15 protein-coding genes, 1 tRNA gene and 1 pseudogene are annotated in these 18,457 nt (G+C 60.8%); 6 read left to right on the top strand and 11 right to left on the bottom strand.

What is annotated here, in order from left to right:
• Nucleotides 1-17: 17 nt before the first annotated feature.
• The 3 genes from AC2444_RS08560 to AC2444_RS08550 form a co-directional block, all read right to left on the bottom strand.
• The gene (locus AC2444_RS08560; RefSeq protein ID WP_012757235.1) at nt 18-3,257 is read right to left on the bottom strand and encodes an SPOR domain-containing protein; all 3,240 of its coding nucleotides are present in this window, start codon (nt 3,255-3,257) and stop codon (nt 18-20) included.
• A 62-nt stretch (nt 3,258-3,319) separates the two neighbouring features.
• Entirely contained in the window at nt 3,320-5,077 is a 1,758-nt protein-coding gene (argS, locus tag AC2444_RS08555; protein ID WP_128449071.1) for an arginine--tRNA ligase, read from the bottom strand.
• A gap of 65 nt (nt 5,078-5,142) precedes the next feature.
• Complete coding sequence (locus tag AC2444_RS08550) at nt 5,143-6,360, bottom strand: deoxyguanosinetriphosphate triphosphohydrolase (protein ID WP_012757233.1); 1,218 nt, start codon at nt 6,358-6,360, stop codon at nt 5,143-5,145.
• Nucleotides 6,361-6,582: 222 nt separating this feature from the next.
• On the opposite strand from AC2444_RS08550, the gene erpA reads away from it, so the two are divergent.
• Together erpA and xth are read left to right on the top strand one after the other, a co-directional pair.
• Nucleotides 6,583-6,915: an iron-sulfur cluster insertion protein ErpA gene (gene erpA / locus AC2444_RS08545; protein ID WP_012757232.1), complete on the top strand. Its 333-nt coding sequence runs from the start codon at nt 6,583-6,585 to the stop codon at nt 6,913-6,915.
• 125 nt (nt 6,916-7,040) lie between these two features.
• Complete coding sequence (gene xth, locus AC2444_RS08540) at nt 7,041-7,832, top strand: exodeoxyribonuclease III (RefSeq protein WP_012757231.1); 792 nt, start codon at nt 7,041-7,043, stop codon at nt 7,830-7,832.
• A 16-nt stretch (nt 7,833-7,848) separates the two neighbouring features.
• Here the strand turns inward: xth and exoR are convergent, their stop codons facing one another.
• From exoR to AC2444_RS08515, 5 genes are all read right to left on the bottom strand, one after another.
• A complete protein-coding gene (gene exoR, locus AC2444_RS08535) occupies nt 7,849-8,652 on the bottom strand; it encodes an exopolysaccharide production regulator ExoR (RefSeq protein ID WP_012757230.1) in 804 nt (267 codons plus the stop codon).
• A gap of 19 nt (nt 8,653-8,671) precedes the next feature.
• Nucleotides 8,672-9,283 (bottom strand): hypothetical protein, encoded by a 612-nt coding sequence (locus AC2444_RS08530; RefSeq protein ID WP_244432252.1) that lies wholly within the window; start codon nt 9,281-9,283, stop codon nt 8,672-8,674.
• 86 nt (nt 9,284-9,369) lie between these two features.
• Nucleotides 9,370-10,644 (bottom strand): OmpP1/FadL family transporter, encoded by a 1,275-nt coding sequence (locus tag AC2444_RS08525; protein ID WP_012757229.1) that lies wholly within the window; start codon nt 10,642-10,644, stop codon nt 9,370-9,372.
• A gap of 397 nt (nt 10,645-11,041) precedes the next feature.
• The gene (locus tag AC2444_RS08520) at nt 11,042-13,885 is read right to left on the bottom strand and encodes a valine--tRNA ligase (protein ID WP_128449069.1); all 2,844 of its coding nucleotides are present in this window, start codon (nt 13,883-13,885) and stop codon (nt 11,042-11,044) included.
• 116 nt (nt 13,886-14,001) lie between these two features.
• The gene (locus AC2444_RS08515; protein ID WP_012757227.1) at nt 14,002-14,871 is read right to left on the bottom strand and encodes a DUF2497 domain-containing protein; all 870 of its coding nucleotides are present in this window, start codon (nt 14,869-14,871) and stop codon (nt 14,002-14,004) included.
• A 138-nt stretch (nt 14,872-15,009) separates the two neighbouring features.
• Between AC2444_RS08515 and AC2444_RS08510 the strand changes: the two genes are divergently transcribed.
• Entirely contained in the window at nt 15,010-15,183 is a 174-nt protein-coding gene (locus AC2444_RS08510) for a hypothetical protein (RefSeq protein WP_164902756.1), read from the top strand.
• A gap of 21 nt (nt 15,184-15,204) precedes the next feature.
• Here the strand turns inward: AC2444_RS08510 and AC2444_RS08505 are convergent, their stop codons facing one another.
• Nucleotides 15,205-15,870: a protein-L-isoaspartate O-methyltransferase family protein gene (locus AC2444_RS08505; protein ID WP_171815684.1), complete on the bottom strand. Its 666-nt coding sequence runs from the start codon at nt 15,868-15,870 to the stop codon at nt 15,205-15,207.
• Between the two features lie 479 nt (nt 15,871-16,349).
• Between AC2444_RS08505 and AC2444_RS08500 the strand changes: the two genes are divergently transcribed.
• Entirely contained in the window at nt 16,350-16,652 is a 303-nt protein-coding gene (locus tag AC2444_RS08500; protein WP_012757225.1) for a hypothetical protein, read from the top strand.
• 388 nt (nt 16,653-17,040) lie between these two features.
• Nucleotides 17,041-17,364 (top strand): hypothetical protein, encoded by a 324-nt coding sequence (locus tag AC2444_RS08495; protein ID WP_012757224.1) that lies wholly within the window; start codon nt 17,041-17,043, stop codon nt 17,362-17,364.
• Here the strand turns inward: AC2444_RS08495 and AC2444_RS08490 are convergent.
• A pseudogene (locus AC2444_RS08490) lies at nt 17,361-17,558 on the bottom strand (non-homologous end-joining DNA ligase); the annotation flags it as partial. The gene AC2444_RS08495 and the pseudogene AC2444_RS08490 sit on opposite strands and share 4 nt — an antisense overlap.
• Nucleotides 17,559-17,845: 287 nt before the next feature.
• Between AC2444_RS08490 and AC2444_RS08485 the strand changes: the two are divergent.
• Nucleotides 17,846-18,049: a hypothetical protein gene (locus AC2444_RS08485; protein ID WP_012757223.1), complete on the top strand. Its 204-nt coding sequence runs from the start codon at nt 17,846-17,848 to the stop codon at nt 18,047-18,049.
• Between the two features lie 119 nt (nt 18,050-18,168).
• Here AC2444_RS08485 and AC2444_RS08480 read toward each other — a convergent pair.
• Nucleotides 18,169-18,242, bottom strand: a tRNA-Cys gene (locus AC2444_RS08480).
• Between the last annotated feature and the right edge of the window lie 215 nt (nt 18,243-18,457).

Here is an 18,457-nt window from a genome sequence, read left to right as displayed (position 1 = left end):
TATTCAGGACCTGATCCTTACTTGGAGATCAAGCAGCTTCCGCCCGCCGCGCGATACTGTTCGCAGAGTGCTGCGGCCTCGTCCTTGGAACCGGCCGGAATGCGGACACGGTAGAAAGTGCCCTTGCCGGCGATATCGGCCCTGCGGATCTCGTGGCTGCGGCCGCCAAGCACGCTGGCGAATTTCTTCGACAGGTTGGCATAGGATTTGGTCGCCTCGTCTTCCGAAGGCAGCGAGGCGATCTGGATGCCGTAGCCGCCGGCGGATGCGGCCTGCTGCGGCTTTGCGGCGACAGGTGCTGCGGCCGCGACTTCAGTCGTCTTCGGCTGCTGTGTGGGCTTCGGCTGCTGGGCAGGCGGGCGGACATTGCCCTTCTCGGTCACTGTGCCTACGACGTTGACGGGCTGGTCAACCGGACGGGCGGTCGGGATTGGAGCGGTATCGGCAGTGGCCGAGGTCTTGACCGGACGCACCGGCGGAGCGACCTGAGCGGGATTTGCGGCCTGTGCGTCAGCACTGCCGGCGAGCGGCGGCTGTACCGGCGCGGTTTCGACGGGGGCTGCGGAACGCGCATCGGCGGAAGCAACCTCGGCTCTTGCTGGGAAGCTTGCGGCCGTTCCACCGACGGGCGGCACGGGCGGGGTCGACGGAGCCGTGAACGGCGGCTGAGCCGGCGGCGTCGCCTGGGCAGACTGGGTCGCCTGGGCAGACTGCGTCGCCTGGGCAGACGGTGTCGGCTGGTCGACGGGCGCTGGTTCCTCGCGGGCAACCAACGTACCGTCAGGCTTGACGATCATTGTGCGAACCTTGCGCGGAGAAACGGACGGCGTCTTGTCGGCGTCGGTTGCCGGAGCGTTGTCGGCGTTGTCCTGGGTTGGCAGCAGACGCGGATCCTCCGTCTCACCGACCGCAGTCGGCGTGACCTGATCGTCAGCGTTGGCGTTCTCGTCGTCCTCGGGCAGCGCTTCCGGTGTCAGCGTGCGCTGGACGACATCGACGGGCGCCTCATCGGAAGAAACGAGCGCCTTCTGCTTCGGCTCTTCGGCAGAACCCGCAACGCGGTCGTAGACCGCCTTGTCCTGGTTGGGCACGGTCTTGCCGCCGGGATTTTCCGGAACGACCTTGACCGGCTCTTTGTCGGCGGTGATCACGCGCGGCTCGCCGGACGCGACAATGCCGAGGCCCTCGCCGTTCCAGACGGAGGAATAGACGCCATAACCGACGCCGGCGAAGACCACGAGCACGACGGCCCCGGCAAGCAGCTGGCGCATCGACCGGGCGCGGCTGAAATCAGCGGCCTGGCTTGCCGATTCGATACGGACCTCGGAGGTCTCGCGGCGCTCGACCGGCTCGCGCACGCTGCGGCGGAAATCCTCCTCCAGCGCCCGTTCGAAATCATCGAGGCCATCGGCGATGGTGGGCTTGACCGGCTTTGCGGCAGCGGCGGCGGTATCCCTGACCGGCGCCGGCGTTTGCCGCGGTTTGGCCGGTTCAAAGAAGCTGGCGATCTCGGCGTCGAGATCGAAATCGAAATCCGCAGATTTCGCGACCGGCGCGGGCTGCTCGACCGGCGGCAGCGCCGGCACGTGCATGTCGTCGACGGCCTCGGGACGATCCTCCGGATCCGAGATCATCGCCGGATCGAATGGCAGGTCTTCGGTCGAGTCCGAGACAGGCGCCCAGTTGAAAGCCGGAGCTGGAGCCTGCGGTTCGGGAACGAAGGCCGGAGCGGACCGTGCAGGAGCGGCAGCGGCCTGCTCAAAAGCAGGAGCCGGTGGCTCGGGAGCAAACACTGGAGCGGCGGACCGAGGAGCGACGGCCGCGGCCTGCTGGGGAGCCGGGGCTGGCGGCTCAGGCTGCGGTGCCGGCTCGGACGGCTCGGAGAAATCGAGATCGGTGAGTTCCAGCTCGATGCCGGCAAGATCCAGTTCGAAATCATGGCCGGCGAAGGGGTCGTCGGCTTCCGGTACCGGCTGCGGCGCCGGCGAATATGCCGTTGCGGCAGGCTGGGGCGTAACGACCTCGGCAAGCTGCGGCGCGACCGGTCTTGCGGCTTCGGCATAGACCGTTGCCGGCTCGACCGGAGCAGGCCGGACGGGTGCCGCGGCGAGCGGCGGGGGCGCGATCACCTCGGACTGAACAGGTTCGGCGGCCACAGGGGCGGCCGGAACGGGCGCTGCCTCGATCGATGCGGGCTGCGGCGAGACGGGCGCCGGATTGGCACGTTGCGGTACCGGATAACGCGAGACGTCGGCGAGCAGATCGTCGAGATCGAACGTGCCGGCGGTGTGCGGAACATCAGGCACGACCTCGGTCAGCGCGGCATCGGCCTGGATCTCGCCTTCGACGGCGGCGGCGATGAGATCGAAACCGGCGTCGGACCCGAAATCCTCCAGCTCTTCCTCGACTTCGACGAATTCTTCGGCCTCGGCGGTCTCTTCCGGCGCGATCACCTCATCATGGCGATCGAGCTCGGCGGGAAAGCCAAGTGACGGCGAAGCGGATTCGAATTCCTCGGAAGGCTCGACAGCGGCGACAAGCGCCGGCGGCTCGATGACAGATTGGGGCTCGACTACAGGAAGATCGGCGGACGGTGCTTCAGCAACCGGTGCCGCGACCGTTTCGGCCACAGGTTCCGGCAAAACAACCGGTTCCTCGCGCTTCGGAGCATGGAAATTGGCAAGCGGCAGCCTGATGCTGGCAGCCGACCATTGCGGCGCCTTGGTGGGCTGCGCCAGCGAAGAGACGGGTGCTGCGCCGATCGACAGCTCAAGCTCCTCGATCAGGTCGCGCGCACCGCCGAAGGCCGATTGCACCGACGCATCGGGCTCGGGAGAAAGCTGCTCCGCCCAGTCGGCGACAGATGCGTCGCCATTGCCTGCGGCGGGCAAAGCTGCTTCTTCAGCCTCAAAGGCGGCGACGGAAGCCGAAACCGGCTCAGGAGCCTCCGCATGTTCGGCAGTGGGAGAAGCATCGAGAACGGGCTCGACGTAATCTTCAGGCGTGAGATCATCAGAGATCGGCTCGGCCGGCCGATCGAGCTCTGCGAGCGGACGTGGCGAATCGTAGCGGTCGAACTCGCGCCCAAGCTCGTCTTCGAGATCGAGGGCGGGCTCGCGGCGTGCGGTCTCAGTCACCGTATTCGCCGCAACACGCGGCTCGAAGCCGACGATCCGGGCAAGTTCAGCCAACGGATCATCGTCGGAAAACAGGTCGTTTTTTCCGCGCGTATCATACGCAAGTTGTTTATCAGCCATGCTTATTCCCACTCGCAAACGCCAACGCTCAAATGCCAGCGCATTGTGGGGAAATGGTGACGTTATCGCATTTCGTCCGGTGCGGCAGTGCCTGTAATGGCGAGTCCCGACTTCAAAACCGACGCGACGGCGTACACCAGCCCAAGTCTGGCAATACTTGATTCTCGGTTTTTATCATTAACAAATCGTAATTCCGGCTGATCTTTACCTTTGTTCCAGTGCGCGTGGAAGGAACTGGCGACGTCGTAGAGGTAAAAAGCGACGCGATGCGGCTCCTGCGACTGGGCCGCCGCCTCAACGATACGCGGGAATTCAGCAAGCTTGGCGACGAGCTGCAATTCGGCCGGATCGCCAATGCCTGCAACGGTTTTCGCGAGATTTTCCGGCGAAACATCAAGGTCGGCAAAGGCCTCCCTCGCCTGCCGGAAGACCGACATACAGCGAGCATGCGCATACTGCACGTAAAAAACAGGATTATCTTTCGACTGTTCGGTCACCTTGGCGAAATCGAAGTCGAGCGGCTCGGAATTCTTGCGGTAAAGCATCATGAACCGGACCGAATCACGGCCGACTTCTTCGACGACGTCCCGAAGCGTAACGAAATCGCCCGAGCGTTTCGACATCTTCACCGGCTCGCCGTTGCGGTAGAGCTTGACGAGCTGGCAGAGCAGGACCGTCAGCTTCGCCTGACCATCCGAAACGCCACGTGCAACCGCTTCCAGGCGCTTGACGTAGCCGCCATGGTCGGCGCCAAGCACATAGATCATCTCGTCGAAACCACGGTCGAACTTGTTCTTGAAGTAGGCGACGTCGGCGGCGAAATAGGTGTAGGAGCCGTCCGACTTGATCAGCGGCCGGTCGATATCGTCGCCCACCTCGGTCGAACGGAACAGTGTCTGTTCGCGATCTTCCCAGTCCTCGGGAAGCTGGCCCTTCGGCGGCGGCAGCGTGCCCTTGTAGACATACCCCTTGAAGGTCAGGTCGTTGATCGCCGTGCGGATCGCGGCCGCACCATTGGCATGCAGGGTGCGTTCGGAGAAGAACACGTCGTGATGGACGTTCAGCGCCGCCAGATCGTCGCGGATCATCACCATCATCGCGTCGATCGTGCGGTCCTTGACGATCGGCATCCATTGGTCTTCCGGCATGTTGTGCAGCCGCACGCCGTAATCGGCGGCAAGCGACTGGCCGACGGGCACCAAATAGTCGCCGGGATAGAGACCCGAGGGGATTTCGCCGATCTTTTCGCCGAGCGCTTCGCGGTAGCGCAGGAAGACGGAACGGGCGAGCACGTCGATCTGCGAGCCGGCATCGTTGATGTAATATTCCTTCTCGACACCGTAACCGGCAAAAGCGAGCAGGTTGGCAAGCGCGTCACCGACGACGGCGCCACGGCAATGGCCGACATGCATGGGTCCGGTCGGATTGGCCGAGACATATTCGACATTGACCTTCTTGCCCTTGCCGAGCGACGAGCGGCCGTAATCGGTGCCGGCGCCGATCATCGAGGCGAGGAGCCGCTGCCAGTAGCCGACGGCGAGACGGATGTTGATGAAGCCGGGCCCCGCGACCGAGACATCGGCGACGTCAGCATCTTCCTTGAGCTTGGTGATGATGACGTCGGCCAGCGCGCGCGGGTTGGTTCCGAGCACTTTTGCCAGCACCATTGCGGCATTGGTCGCCACATCGCCATGGCTCGCGTCACGCGGCGGCTCGACGGTGATGCGGCCGAAATCGAGCTCAGATCGCTTTTCCCTGACCAGATCGATCTGTTCAAGGGCGGTTTTGATCCGGGTTTCGAAGTCGGTAAAAAGGTTCATCGCACTCTTCCATGCATAGGCTGTGCCAAAGGCTCAAATCGGCCCTCGGCGTGGGCGACCGCTGCCTATCGCAAATCCGGAGTGTGGTCAAACAACCGCCTATGGGCGCTGATCGCATAGGTATCGGTCATGCCGGCGAGATAATCGCCGACATGGCGGGCCTTCGGCGCATCGGCCAGGCCGGCGATATGATCTACCCAGTAATGGCTCTGCATCTCCTTGGGATTGGCCATGTAGGCGGCAAAGAGATCGGTGACGATCTGGGCGGCACCGGCGCGGATGCGCATGATATCGGGATTGCGGTAGATGCGTTTGAAGAGCATCGCCTTGATCTGCCTGTCGGTCTCGGCCATCCCCTCGGAAAAGGTGGCGATAACCTGGCCGGCAGCGCGGATGTCGGCAGCGCTCTCAGGGCGCAGCAGCGACAGGCGCTGCTGCGCGACGCCGATCACGTCTTCAACCATGCGGGTAATCTGGCGGCGCATGATCTCATGGGTGAAGCGGCTCGGCTCCAGATGCGGATATCGCGCCCTCACCTCGGCCATCAGCCCGGCAAGAAACGGGATTTCCTCCAGCATATCGAAAGTCAAGTAGCCGGAGCGCAGGCCGTCGTCGATATCGTGGGTATTGTAGGCGATGTCGTCGGCGATCGCCGCGACCTGGGCCTCAAGGCTGGCATAGGTTGCAAGCTCGAGATCGTGCAGCTCGCAATAATCGAGGATCGGCTGCGGCACGGGACCGCGCGTGCCTACTCCATCCGGCGTCAGAAGCGGGCCATTGTGCTTGACGAGACCTTCGAGGCTTTCCCATGTCAGGTTGATGCCGTCGAATTCGGCATAACGCCTCTCCAGTTTGGTCACGATGCGCAGCGATTGGGCATTGTGGTCGAAGCCGCCATAGGGCAGCAGCACTTCGTGCAGCGCGTCCTCGCCAGTATGACCGAACGGCGTATGGCCGAAATCGTGCACGAGCGCCACGCCTTCGGCCAGATCCTCGTCGAGCTTCAGGGCGCGGGCAAGCGCGCGAGCGATCTGCGCCACCTCGATCGTGTGCGTTAGCCGGGTTCGGTAATGATCGCCGTCCTGGGCGATGAAGACCTGGGTCTTGTGCTTCAGCCGGCGGAAGGCGGTGGTGTGGACGATGCGGTCGCGGTCGCGCTGGAAATCGGAGCGCGTCGGGCTACCGTCCTCCTGATAGAGCCGCCCGCGCGTCGTCCAGGGGTCGGCCGCAAAGACCGCCCTCTCACTGCTGCCGAAACCCAAAGCACGCGTATCGATCGTCATTCTTCACCGTCATCCTGCATGTTGCCGCATCTACCCATTGACGCCGCTTATCGCCCTTCATACCTATAGGTCGATGAAACGGCAAAGAGGCGCTTTCTTAACCGCTTCGGCGCATCATCGCCTTTTCGCGAATATCATGGTAAGTTTCTTTGATATCAGGCATTTGAACATTCAAGTGCCAAAACCCATTCTCTCCGGATCTTGACCCCGGCAGGAGGAAACATGACGGATACCAGTGTAACCCTTTCAGATGCCGCGGCAAAGCGTATCGCTGCGATCGTCGGCGCTGAAACCGGCAAGAGCGCCTTGCGCGTTTCCGTCGAAGGCGGCGGCTGTTCGGGCTTTTCCTACAAGTTCGATCTTGCCGACGGTGCCGGCGACGACGACATCATCGTCGAAAAGAACGATGCAAAGGTGCTGATCGACAGCCTTTCGCTCGTCTACATGGCGGGCTCGGAGATCGACTTCGTCGACAATCTGCTTGGCCAGTCCTTCCAGATCAAGAACCCGAATGCGGTGGCAAGCTGCGGCTGCGGCACCAGTTTCTCGATCTGAATATCTGAACGCACGGCATTGTCCCCATCGAACCGGCCGAAGTTTTGCTTCCGGCCGGTTTATCGTCTTGTCCGCCGGCGAAAGACCGCGATAAAAGAAGCGCACGCAGCGAACAGGGCGAAGAGATGAAGATCGCGACTTGGAACATCAACGGCGTCAAGGCGCGCATCGACAATCTCACGCAATGGCTGAAGGATTCCGATCCGGATATCGTCTGCTTGCAGGAGATCAAGACGGTCGACGAAGGTTTCCCGCGGCTGGAGATCGAGGCGCTTGGGTATCACGTCGAGACGCACGGCCAGAAGGGCTTCAATGGCGTCGCGATTCTCTCCAAAAATTCACCTTTCGAAGTGAACCGCGGCCTTCCCGGCGATCCGCTGGACGAACAGGCGCGTTTCCTCGAAGCGGCGTTCACCCTGTCCGACACGCGAATCCTGCGCGTCTGCTGCCTCTACCTGCCGAACGGCAATCCTGTCGAAACGGAGAAATATCCTTACAAGCTCGCCTGGATGGAGCGCCTGCGGACGTTCGCCGCCGAACGGCTGGCCTATGAAGAGATGCTGGTTCTTGCCGGCGATTACAATGTCATCCCGGAACCGCACGACTGCTTCGATCCCAAGGTCTGGGAAAACGATGCACTGTTTCTGCCGCAGACACGGGAGGCGTTCCGCAGGCTCGAAAATCTCGGCCTGACGGATGCGCTGCGCGCCACGACGGATGCGACGCAGCTCTATTCCTTCTGGGATTATCAGGCCGGCGCCTGGCCGAAGAATAATGGCATCCGCATCGACCATCTGCTGCTGTCGCCAGAAGCTGCCGACAGGATGACGTCAGCTGCGATCGAAAAACATGTGCGGGCCTGGGAAAAGCCGTCCGACCACGTGCCTGTCATCGCCTATTTCGATTTCGCGGGCTGAAGCCTTCCGCCTCACCTCAGTCGTCGGTACCGCTCGCGATGGTGTGCGACAGCGATACCGCCGTGCGGCGGTCGGCCTCGTTGGCAACCGAGAAGGCCTGTTCCTGCAGCGCTTCCATCCAGCCGCAGTCCTTGGGCTTGCAACGGTCGAGTGCTGCCGTCATCAGCGCCAGACCGCGGGCCGTCTGGCCTTCGTCGAAAAGAATATTGCCGAAGACCGCCATGGCGCCGGGATGGCCGCTCTTGCGGGCCTGGTTCAGCCATTTCTTCGCCTGCTGCGGGCTGGCATTGCCGCCCTCGCCGGCCAGCATCATCTGCGCCAGCTGAAACTGCGCCTCGGGGACACCAAAGGTGGAAGCCACCTGAAAATAAAGCTGGCGCGCCTGGCTGAGGTCGATCCTGACCGGACTGTCGGCAATGCCGTGCTTGTAATAGCTGGCGAGCGAGAGCAGCGCGTTGACGAAGAAGCCCGTGTCTTCCGAACCGGGTTCGACGCCCTGCTGGGCGATCTCGCTGTAGATCTTGAAGGCTTCGAAATCATCCTGCGTGACACCGTCGCCATCGGCATACATGTTGGCGAGCGCCCAGCGCGAGCCGGTGTGGCCCTTTTCGGCGGCGTATTTATAGGCTTCGACCGCCTCTTCCTTCTGTCCGTTCTTATAGGCCTTGAAGCCGAACTTGAAGAGGTCGAAGGGTCCGGATTCCTTGCTGACGCCACCTTTAATGTCGAATGCGCGGCATGGACCGGACAGCGCCAGCGCTACGGCTATCGACATGCCCATCAGCATGAATTTGAAAAGTTTGAACTCGGACGTCACCATTTCAACCGATTTCTTTCGTTCATCCCAGGCAGGCGGCAACGGCGCTCATGCCGTGCATCCCGCGGATGTATTCCTTCGAGGCGAGCGATCCCGCGGCGAGCTCCATGGCTCCTTTGCCCGCGTCGCATCCAGCCCACTGGCCTTTTCTCAAAGGCGGTATTCTCAGCACATCCTTCCGAACCACCCGGCTCCCGGCATGGCTCGACTGCAATCTCCGTGGCATTCGTTCGGCAGGCGCGGCATCCGCCTTCCCGCCTTTGTCGTATTCGTAAACAGAAAATGTGACGAAACCGGTATCGACATGTCCGGCGCAGCCGGGCTGCTCATCCGAGCGGGTCAAAAATAACGACAATGCATGGATCGACGACTTCATCGCGAGGCTGGATCGGCAGCCCGAACAGCCTTGTTCGGAAAGCGAAACGACCGCAATCAAACGACTGTCGCCAATCGCGCCGTACGACCTGGTGTTACCGGAAAAAAATCGACCCATACTACTATTTACACGCACCGCATGCCTGCCATCACCTCGCCCGCAAATAGCGCTGCGCCCTCTTTGTGGCGGGAAATGGACAAATTCGCCCCACCACCACCATACGCCAAACGTCGTAAAAATGTGTTGCTGAATCGTCACAAATCAGGACGCCGTTTGACTTGCGAACTGCCCAAAGAAAAGCCCGGCAATTGCCGGGCTCTCAGACTTCTACTTGGGTCGCAGGATCAGAACTTGACCTTTACGCTGGTGGAAAGGGCTGCAAGCAGATCGTCGCCAAAGGAATAGGAGACGTCGTTGCCGTAGGTCCGGCCATTATAGACGTAGGTGCCGGATTCTCCGCCGGTCATGATGCCGAGCGCGCCGGCCAGACGCCATTCGACATTCTCCACCGGGGTATAAGAAACACCTGCACCGAGCGTCCATGTGTCGGTCTGGGCGCCGTAGCCCTGGCTCGTGCCGCGATCCCAAGTCAGGCTGAGGGCGCCGGCCCATTGCTCGTTGAATTTGTGGCCGACGCCGCCGCTGACCGTCCAACCGTCGCGATAGAAGAGATCGAGCGAGGTGAGCTGGCTGCTGGCGGAGCAGGCGACGACGCCCTTAGTGGCCTTCGGGCAGAAGGCGATCGACTGCAGCACGCTCCAGTTCGTCCACTTGACCGAACCGAAGGCGAGCCAATCGGGCGCAATGCCGCTCTGCAACTTGAGCTCGACGGAATCCGGCGCCTCGGCCGAGCCGTAGACCGGCGTCACGACGCCGAGGTAGGGATTGGTGGGACTGACGGCCTTCGGCACCTCTGTCAGGTCGACCGTGCCGGTGAGATCGTCATACTTGACCTTGCTGTTATAGACCAGGCTGGCGCGGAAGGCATATTCCTCGATTTCGTAGGCGATGCCCGCCCGCCATCCCATGGCCTGGTCGGCAAGGTCGAGACGACCGGTGCCGTCATAGACCAGCGCGGCCGCCCCTGTGATCGGCGCGACGAGGCGTGTCTTGAAACCATCGACCGTCTGATAGAAGCCGCCGCCGATCAGGCGGAGCTGGCCGGGGCCCATATCGAAACGATAGGAGCAGGTGGCGCCGTAGTTGCGGGTGCTGATCTTGGTTTCGATGTTGTCGTTGACGCCCAGCCAGTCAGCGCCGGGATTGGTATGTGCACCGAAGGGTGTCGAAAAATCGCCCATGCAGTCGATGGAGTCGCCGAGACCAACCTTCACCCCGAGATAGGGGACCCAGTAATCCTCGGTATCATCCGCCGTGGTCGAGCCGCCGCCAATGCCGTTGGTGCCGAGGCCATCGGTGGCATCGGTGTCCTTGACGTTTTTCAGCTTGCGCTGTGGCATGACATAGGTCGCGCCGGACTGGACGGCGAACCTCGAATTGTCGAAGAGAAGGTCGATATTATATCCGCCGCGCTCCAGACCACCGGCGAAGGACGGCGATGCAAGCGACGAAAGAAGAACGAGCGATGTTATGCCCTTGGAAAACCTACGAGATGCCATTGTGTCTCCCCCACTCCAGCAATTGATGTGACCCCACTCTAGTAAGTGTTCGCGTGATATGGCAACGCGCCCTACGGCAGCGCTCCCAGGCATTGCAGTGGCTAACTTACGTAAAGAAATTGACGGACACGTCAAAAAACCTGGTTAATAAAATTTTATTCCAGACCTGTCGAATTTCAGGTGGGCTTTTGGGTTTTCATTCCAAACATTGCAGAGGATGTATCAATCCGACAACAGTGGCAGTTTTCGCCCTCTGGAGGTTCGCATGAGAGCAATCCACAGGATGAATGCTGAAAAAGCGCCGTTTCATGCGCGAACCGCACGAATCACAACAAAAAAAGACGCGCCGGCAGAGGGCGCGTCTTTGAAATAACTTACCAAAAAGGATCGGCGAAACTTACCCGGCTTCGCTTACCCTGGAAAGAGCGATCCCCAGGCTTGCGATCTGCCCCTTCAGTTCCTCGAGACGATCGCGCTCGGCCTCGACCACTTCAGGATTGGCGTTGGCGACGAACTTCTCGTTGGAGAGTTTGCCGTCTATGCGGGAGATCTCGCCCTCCATCTTGGCAATCGCCTTTTCCAAACGAGCCTTTTCGGCGGAAAGGTCGATCAGATTGCCGAGCGGCAGGCAGATGGTGGCCTCGGCGATGACGATCTGAGCGGCACCCTTCGGCGCATCGTCAGCCAGCGATATCGCCTCGACGCGCGCAAGGCGCTTGATGGCGGCGTCGTGGCGGAACAGCCTTTCACGCGTCAGGTTGTTGGCCTTGACGACGACGAGCGGGGCTGTCGCCGATGGCGGCACGTTCATCTCAGCACGCACCGAGCGGATGCCGGAAACGAGGTCGATCAGCCAGTTGATCTCGTCGGCGGCCCCGTCATCGGCGTAGGACGGCGCCGGCCATTCGGCGTGGCAGACCAATGTGTCGCGCTCTTTGCCTTCGCCTGCCGTATGGGCCCAAAGCTCTTCGGTCATGAAGGGCATGAAGGGATGCAGCAGCTTGTAGATCTCTTCGAGAATATAAGCGCTGCAGGCCTGGGCTTCGGCCTTGGCGCCCTCGTCCTCACCATTGAAGACCGGCTTCAACAGTTCGAGATACCAGTCGCAGACCTCGTTCCAAACGAAGCGGTAGAGCGCGCCGGCAGCATCATTGAAGCGGAAGGCTTCGAGCGCTTCCGTAACGTCACGTTCCGTACGGGCAAGTTCCGTCAGGATCCAGCGGTTGATGGTGAGCTCGGCGGCTTCGGGCACGAAATGCGGATCGCTCTTCGCGCCGTTCATCTCGGCGAAGCGTGTGGCGTTCCAGAGCTTGGTGCCGAAATTGCGGTAGCCGGCGATGCGGGCCGGATCGAGCTTCACGTCGCGGCCCTGCGCCGCCATGATCGCCAGGGTGAACCGCAGCGCGTCGGCGCCGTATTCGTCGATCAGTTCCAAGGGATCGATGACGTTGCCCTTCGATTTCGACATCTTCTGCCCATTCTTGTCGCGCACCAGCGCGTGGACATAGACGGTCTCGAAGGGCTCGACGGGTTCGCCATCCTCATCCTTCATAAGGTGCAGGCCCATCATCATCATGCGCGCGACCCAGAAGAAGATGATGTCGAAGCCGGTGACGAGAACGTTGGTCGGGTAATAACGCGCCAGCTCCGGCGTCTCGTCCGGCCAGCCGAGCGTCGAGAAAGGCCAGAGTGCTGAGGAGAACCAGGTGTCGAGCACGTCCTCGTCACGCGTCAGGATTTCGCCCGGCTTGAAGTTTTCGAGCAGGTCATCGACATAGGCCTTCATCGGCCCCTCATGCGAGAGGTAGTGCTGGATCGCCGCCTGCAGCGCCTCTTCCTCGGTCTTTTCGACGAAGACCTGGCCGTCCGGGCCGTACCAGGCGGGAATCTGATGCCCCCACCAGAGCTGGCGGGAGACGCACCAGGGCTGGATATTTTCCATCCATTCGTAATAGGTCTTGTCCCAGCTCTTCGGCACCATCTTGGTGCGGCCCTCGCGGACCGAGGCGATCGCCGGCTCGGCGAGCGTCTTGGCATCGACATACCATTGTTCGGTCAGCCGCGGCTCGATCGGCACGCCACCGCGATCGCCGTGCGGGACCATATGCTTGTGCGGCTCGATCTTGTCGACGAGGCCCGCCTCTTCGAAAATCTCGACGATCACCTTGCGCGCATAGAAGCGGTCCTGCCCTTCCAGGCGGTCCCAGGCGCCGTGCAGCGCCGCCGGATTGTCGAGACCTTCGAGAAAGTCCTCATTGTCCTTGATGGTGATCGTGCCGTCGCCGGTCATGATATTGATGACGCGAAGACCTGCACGCTTGCCGACGTCGAAGTCGTTGAAATCGTGCGCGGGCGTTATCTTCACCGCGCCGGTGCCGGCAGCCGGATCGGCATAATCGTCGGCAACGATCGGAATTCTGCGACCGACGATCGGCAGAATGACATGCTTGCCGACAATGCCCTGATAGCGTTCGTCCTTCGGATTGACGGCAACACCGGTATCGCCCAGCATGGTCTCAGGTCGTGTCGTTGCGACGACCACATAATCGCGCGTCTCGAATTCGGTCGGCTTGCCTTCCTCATCAAATGCAATCGGATATTGGTAGGTTACGCCCTTTTCCAATGGATAGCGCAGGTGCCAGAGATTGCCCTTGACCTCGTGCTGCTCGACTTCGATATCGGAAATCGCCGTCAGCAGCTTCGGATCCCAATTGACCAGGCGATTGTCCTTGTAGATCAGACCTTCCTTGTAGAGCGTGACGAAAACTTCGATAACCGCCTTCGACAGGCCCTCGTCCATGGTGAAACGTTCGCGCGACCAATCGCATGACGCACCAAGACGCTTCAGCTGGTTGAAGATCAGGCCGCCCGATTCCGCCTTCCACTCCCAAATCTTGTCGATGAAGGCTTCGCGGCCCATGTCGCGGCGGCCCGGCAGTTGCTGTTCCATCAGCTTGCGCTCGACGACCATCTGCGTGGCGATGCCGGCGTGGTCCATGCCCGGCTGCCAGAGCACGTCCTTGCCGCGCATGCGCTCGAAGCGCACCAGGATGTCCTGCAGCGTGTTGTTCAGTGCGTGCCCCATGTGCAGCGAACCGGTGACATTCGGCGGCGGGATCACGATGGCGAAGGTCTCGGCCCCCGGTCTGGCGTTCGCGCCGGCGCGGAAAGCGTCCGCCTCATCCCATTTCGCGGCGATTTTCGGTTCGACGGCGGCGGAATCATAGGTCTTGTCGAGCATTTTCTGACCAATTTCGAAGTTCGAGGATGGCCGTTTGTAAATAGGATGGTCACGACCAAGTCAATAAAAAAGCCGCCCCGGAGACCGGAGCGGCTTTTCAAGAAAAAGCAATCCGATCAGCGGCGCGGGCCGCGCGCCACGCGCTCAATTTCTTCGCGCACCAACCGCTCGACCAGTGTCGGCAGATTATCATCAAGCCATTCGCGCAGCATCGGGCGCAGCATGTCCTCTGCGATCTCGTCCAGCGAGCGGCGCTCGGCACCGTCGATCGCGGCGGCGAGCTCTTCGAAGGAGCGGCTGATCTGCAGGCCGGCATCCTCCGAAAGCAGCGTCGGCTGGGCCTCGTCCATGACGCTTGGCAGGAAACGGTCGGTCGAAGACTGAGCGGGTTCCATGGCCGGCAGCGTTGTTTCGACGGCAGGCGCAGGCTCGGCGACGGCGACCCTTTGCGTTTCCGTAAACACCGGCTCGGCCGGCTGCTGGATCGCGACATGCTGAACGGGCGCTGCGGCATTCGGGAAAACAGGCTGTGCCGGCTGCGGTTGCGGTGCCGCGGTGCGCGGCGGTTCCGGCATCACGGAAGGCTGCGGTTCGGGCTGACGGAAGCCGCTCGGAATTTCGCGCAAAGCTTGACCGGCCTGCACGGCGCTGCGCTCGGAGGCGGCGCGCACGCGGGCGGCGACATCGGCCAGCGACATAGCACGGGCCGGCACTTCTGCTTCGGGGGCGGTGCCGGCCGAATTGGCGGCGACGAAACGCGGATCGGAGGAGCGCATGACCGGTTCGGGGAATTCCACGCCGGCATAGGTATCGTCGACCGTCAGATGAATTTCGGAGCCGTTGTCATCCTCGTCGGCGCCGTAGACCGGCGGCAGGGACGCGGAAATCGCCTTGCCGGCGCCGGGCTCATTGCTTTCGATGATCTGGCGGATGGAGGCCAGAATTTCTTCCATGGACGGTTCACGCGCTACGCTTGGCTGAGCCATTTCTATCCCCGTTATCCCAAAACAACGACCGGATGGTGTGGAGCATTCATCCGAATCACCACGACCTTAGAATACCCCAGGCGTGAAAAAAATCATCGCGAATCAAATGAATGCGGCCATGCACAGTTTTGTTACCTGATGTTTGCCACCCGCAAAGCCTATCGCGATTTTGCGGCGGCGACATTTCATGAAACAGTATTTGAAGCGCATAACATCCGTCCGATCCGCCGTGGCGGCGTCAGGATAGGCGGTGTTTGTGAAGGCTTTCCAGCGGCGCTGAAAAAAACGGGCGCCCATGGCGCCCGTCGCTGAACGTCATAGACAAGAACGATGTCAGAAAACGAATTCGCGCGCCTTGGCGAAGCCCGGCAGCGGCTTGACCGAGGCGTTGAAGAAGACGTTTTCCGAAATGGCGCCGCGCTCGGCGACGAAGACCTTGGCGCGAGCGGCATTGCCGTAACCTTCGACGGTGATCAGACGGCCACCATCGCGCAATTGACCGAGAAGGGCGGCCGGAACCTCTTCGACCGCGCCGTTGATGAAGATCAGATCATAGGGAGCGCCGGCAGCGTAGCCGTTTTCGAGCGGGCCGGCCACGACCTCGACCTTGGCGTAGCCGGCAAGTTGCGCCTTCGCTTCAGTGGCCAGCGTCTCGTCGCATTCGAGCGCGATGACGGAGCCGGCAACGATCGACAACAGCGCCGAAGTGTAACCCGTGCCGCATCCAACCTCGAGCACGAAGTCGTCCTTGGTGATCGCGGCCAGCTGCAACAGCTTGGCGAGGGGCGACGCTTCCATCAGGAAGCGGGCCGGCTTTCCCGATGCGGCTGCGGAGATCTCGACATCGTTGTCGATGTAAGCCAGCAGCTTCGCCTTCTCCGGAACGAAAGCCTCACGCGGCACCGTGAGAAACGCCGTCAGCACGGAATGCGAGGTAACGTCCGTCGTGCGAACCTGGGTATCGACCATCTTTACGCGAGCTGCTTCGAAATCCATCATGTCCTCTCGCTCTTGAAAAGCGGTTCCTGTCCCTCGTCTCTTAATCCCCGCCACGGATGCTTTCAAGGCTTGGCAGGCGCCGGCGAAAAGAATCCGGTAGGCGCCTCCTCCGCGCCACAGGGGCGGGATGGACGCTGCAACTCCAGCGTGGAATCTTTTAGCCCTTCATGTTATGATCTGCAGCGGAGGAAATAGGAGGAGCAGGCCATGTCTGCGATTTTCGAGTATTTCACGCTGTTCGATTTCTTCATCGTCGCAGCGCTCATCGGCATATTCTGCTGCGGGCTGTTGGACGGCGAAACGACTTGGAAGCGATAGGGCGACGAAACTCGCTCGGAGATACCCCTGCATGGCGTCTGCGGCAATGATGCCCGGCGCAGGCCTGACATACGTTCGTTTCCGTTGAAATCCAGCCCCGACAGCCGCACGCGCATTAACGTTACGTCAACCATTTTGTTGCGGCGCCCTCGCCTTGCGCTATGGGTGTGCGCATGCAAACCTTCATGATCCAATCGCGCGGCATAGAAGCGCTTCACTACAATGCCGATGCCCGCCTGCTGCTGATCAAATACAGCAGCGGTGACATTCGCAGCTTCACCCGCATTTCGCCGCAAGGCATGCGGCGGCTTCTCGGCGCCGGCCCCGAAATCGATAACGGCCCCGAATTGAGCGATCTGCAATATCAGGCGCAAATCCGGAAAGGCGGCCTGAAGGCGCTCTACCGCCTCACGGGAATCAATCCGTTACAGTTCGATTTTTCGCCCGGCCAGCGGGTCTGGTAGCATCGCAAACGCCAATGCCGCACCGCTGAGCCAGCAGCGTTTCACATAGATTATGTCATGCGGAAGATGTTCGAGGCCTCGCCCGGGAAGGACGCAAGCGGGCGGAGTCAAATGGTCACCGAGATTATCGCCACACCTCCGCCAAAATATTTCTCATTGGAAATCAACGGCGGCTGCCACACCCTACCACACCTCAAGTGAATGCAAAGCTCGCAGAGATGCCGGTTCCGAAGGCAGCATCGTCCCCACCGATGCACATCATCTCTGAAACTCAAACACCTGTTGAACAACCGCGCACTTGGTAACCAATGTCACAAAAGTCCAGAAATAGTGCTTGCGCAAATTACTCGCGTGGGCTGTAGCTAATTACTTGGGTGGGGGAGAATTGATGAACATAATTAATCACGCAGGCATGTCCTCTGCGGCTGCCATAGCGTCACTGGACGAGGATGTTATTCAGCTTCTGTATATGACTGCGAAGGAAGTCGATCTCTGCTGTCTCATGACTGACGGGGAATGGGAAGACTACGACAAAACTGTTGTAAATCGCGCATGCGATCTTGGCCTCGTCACCATTCATAGTCCTGGTGGCGGGTGGAGTTACGTCACGGGTTGGCGGCTCACAAAGCTCGGCAAAGAAACAATAGGAATCCCGTACAAGCTTAGCATCCTATCGCGTCTTCTGGCATTCGTCACCCGCGTTGAACGCTAGTCGATCTCATAAATCGCCGCATTGTCCTGCAGCTCGCGAAGCCCCCTGAACTGGCGGAGCTTGCCGTCATCCGTCCATGCCCTGTATTCGATCTCGGCGATCAGCGTCAGCTGTAATCAGACGACGTCCCTCCGCCTGCCGTCATAGGGAACCGCCGTCGTCTTTCGCTTGACCCTGTCCATCATGCCGCGCAGCCCGCCTCGTCGAACCTTTCGCCGTCCTTACAGACGGCCACGCGACGGCGACGCCCAAGGAGCTGGCTCTCAGATCATCGAACACCATGATCGCGCTCTAAGGCCACTCTGTGTGTCGCTATTTTGATATTCACCGGCTTCCGAGTGCCTGATGTCTCGCAGCTCGGCCCGCAGCACCGTCGCAGGGACATGTTCAAGCTTCGCTTGCCGGCCTCGACCATCTCACCGCCAATTCTGTTCGGCAGAGCCTCGCGACCGACGTCGCTTGTAACGAAGCGACCTCGAGCATGCTGTTGGTCGCTTGTAACGAAGCGACCGGCAGCATGCTCGAGGCGATGCTCGGCTGGGGCGATGGAAAGACCTCAAGAATTTATACGAAAATGCCGATCGCGCGCGCCTGGCACGACAGACTTGTCGCGGGAATCAACTGGGATGGCGTCGGTACCAAACTGCTTGCGCTGACCGACGAAAGCGCCGTGGCGAACGGATAAACCGGGAACACATTGCCACACCCTGCCTTTGGCGTGGCGGAACGATTCAAGTCCAAGCGGCCACACCTCGAAAATTATCGAGGCTTTTGCAATAGTTTATCGCTGTGGTGAAAAGATGTTGGAGGCCTCGCCCGGAATTGAACCGGGGTACAAGGATTTGCAGTCCTCTGCGTCACCACTCCGCCACGAGGCCTCACGCGCTCGTTATCTGAGCCGTGGCGAGCGTTTAGAATGATCGTAAGGAAATCGCAAGAGGGCATTTCGGAAAAACGCTATTCGGCAGCTGCCGAAACGACCATTTTTCCATCCCGAAACGGAGCGGGCGCGGGCTGGAATTTCCGCGGCCGTGACGATGCCCCATTTCCTGCCAATGATGGCATTTGAAACAAATTCTTGACTTGACTTCGA

The organism is Rhizobium sp. WSM1328 (assembly GCF_057653715.1).
The sequence above is the reverse complement of the archived record's forward strand: the minus strand, read 5'-3'. Positions and strand labels throughout refer to the sequence as shown.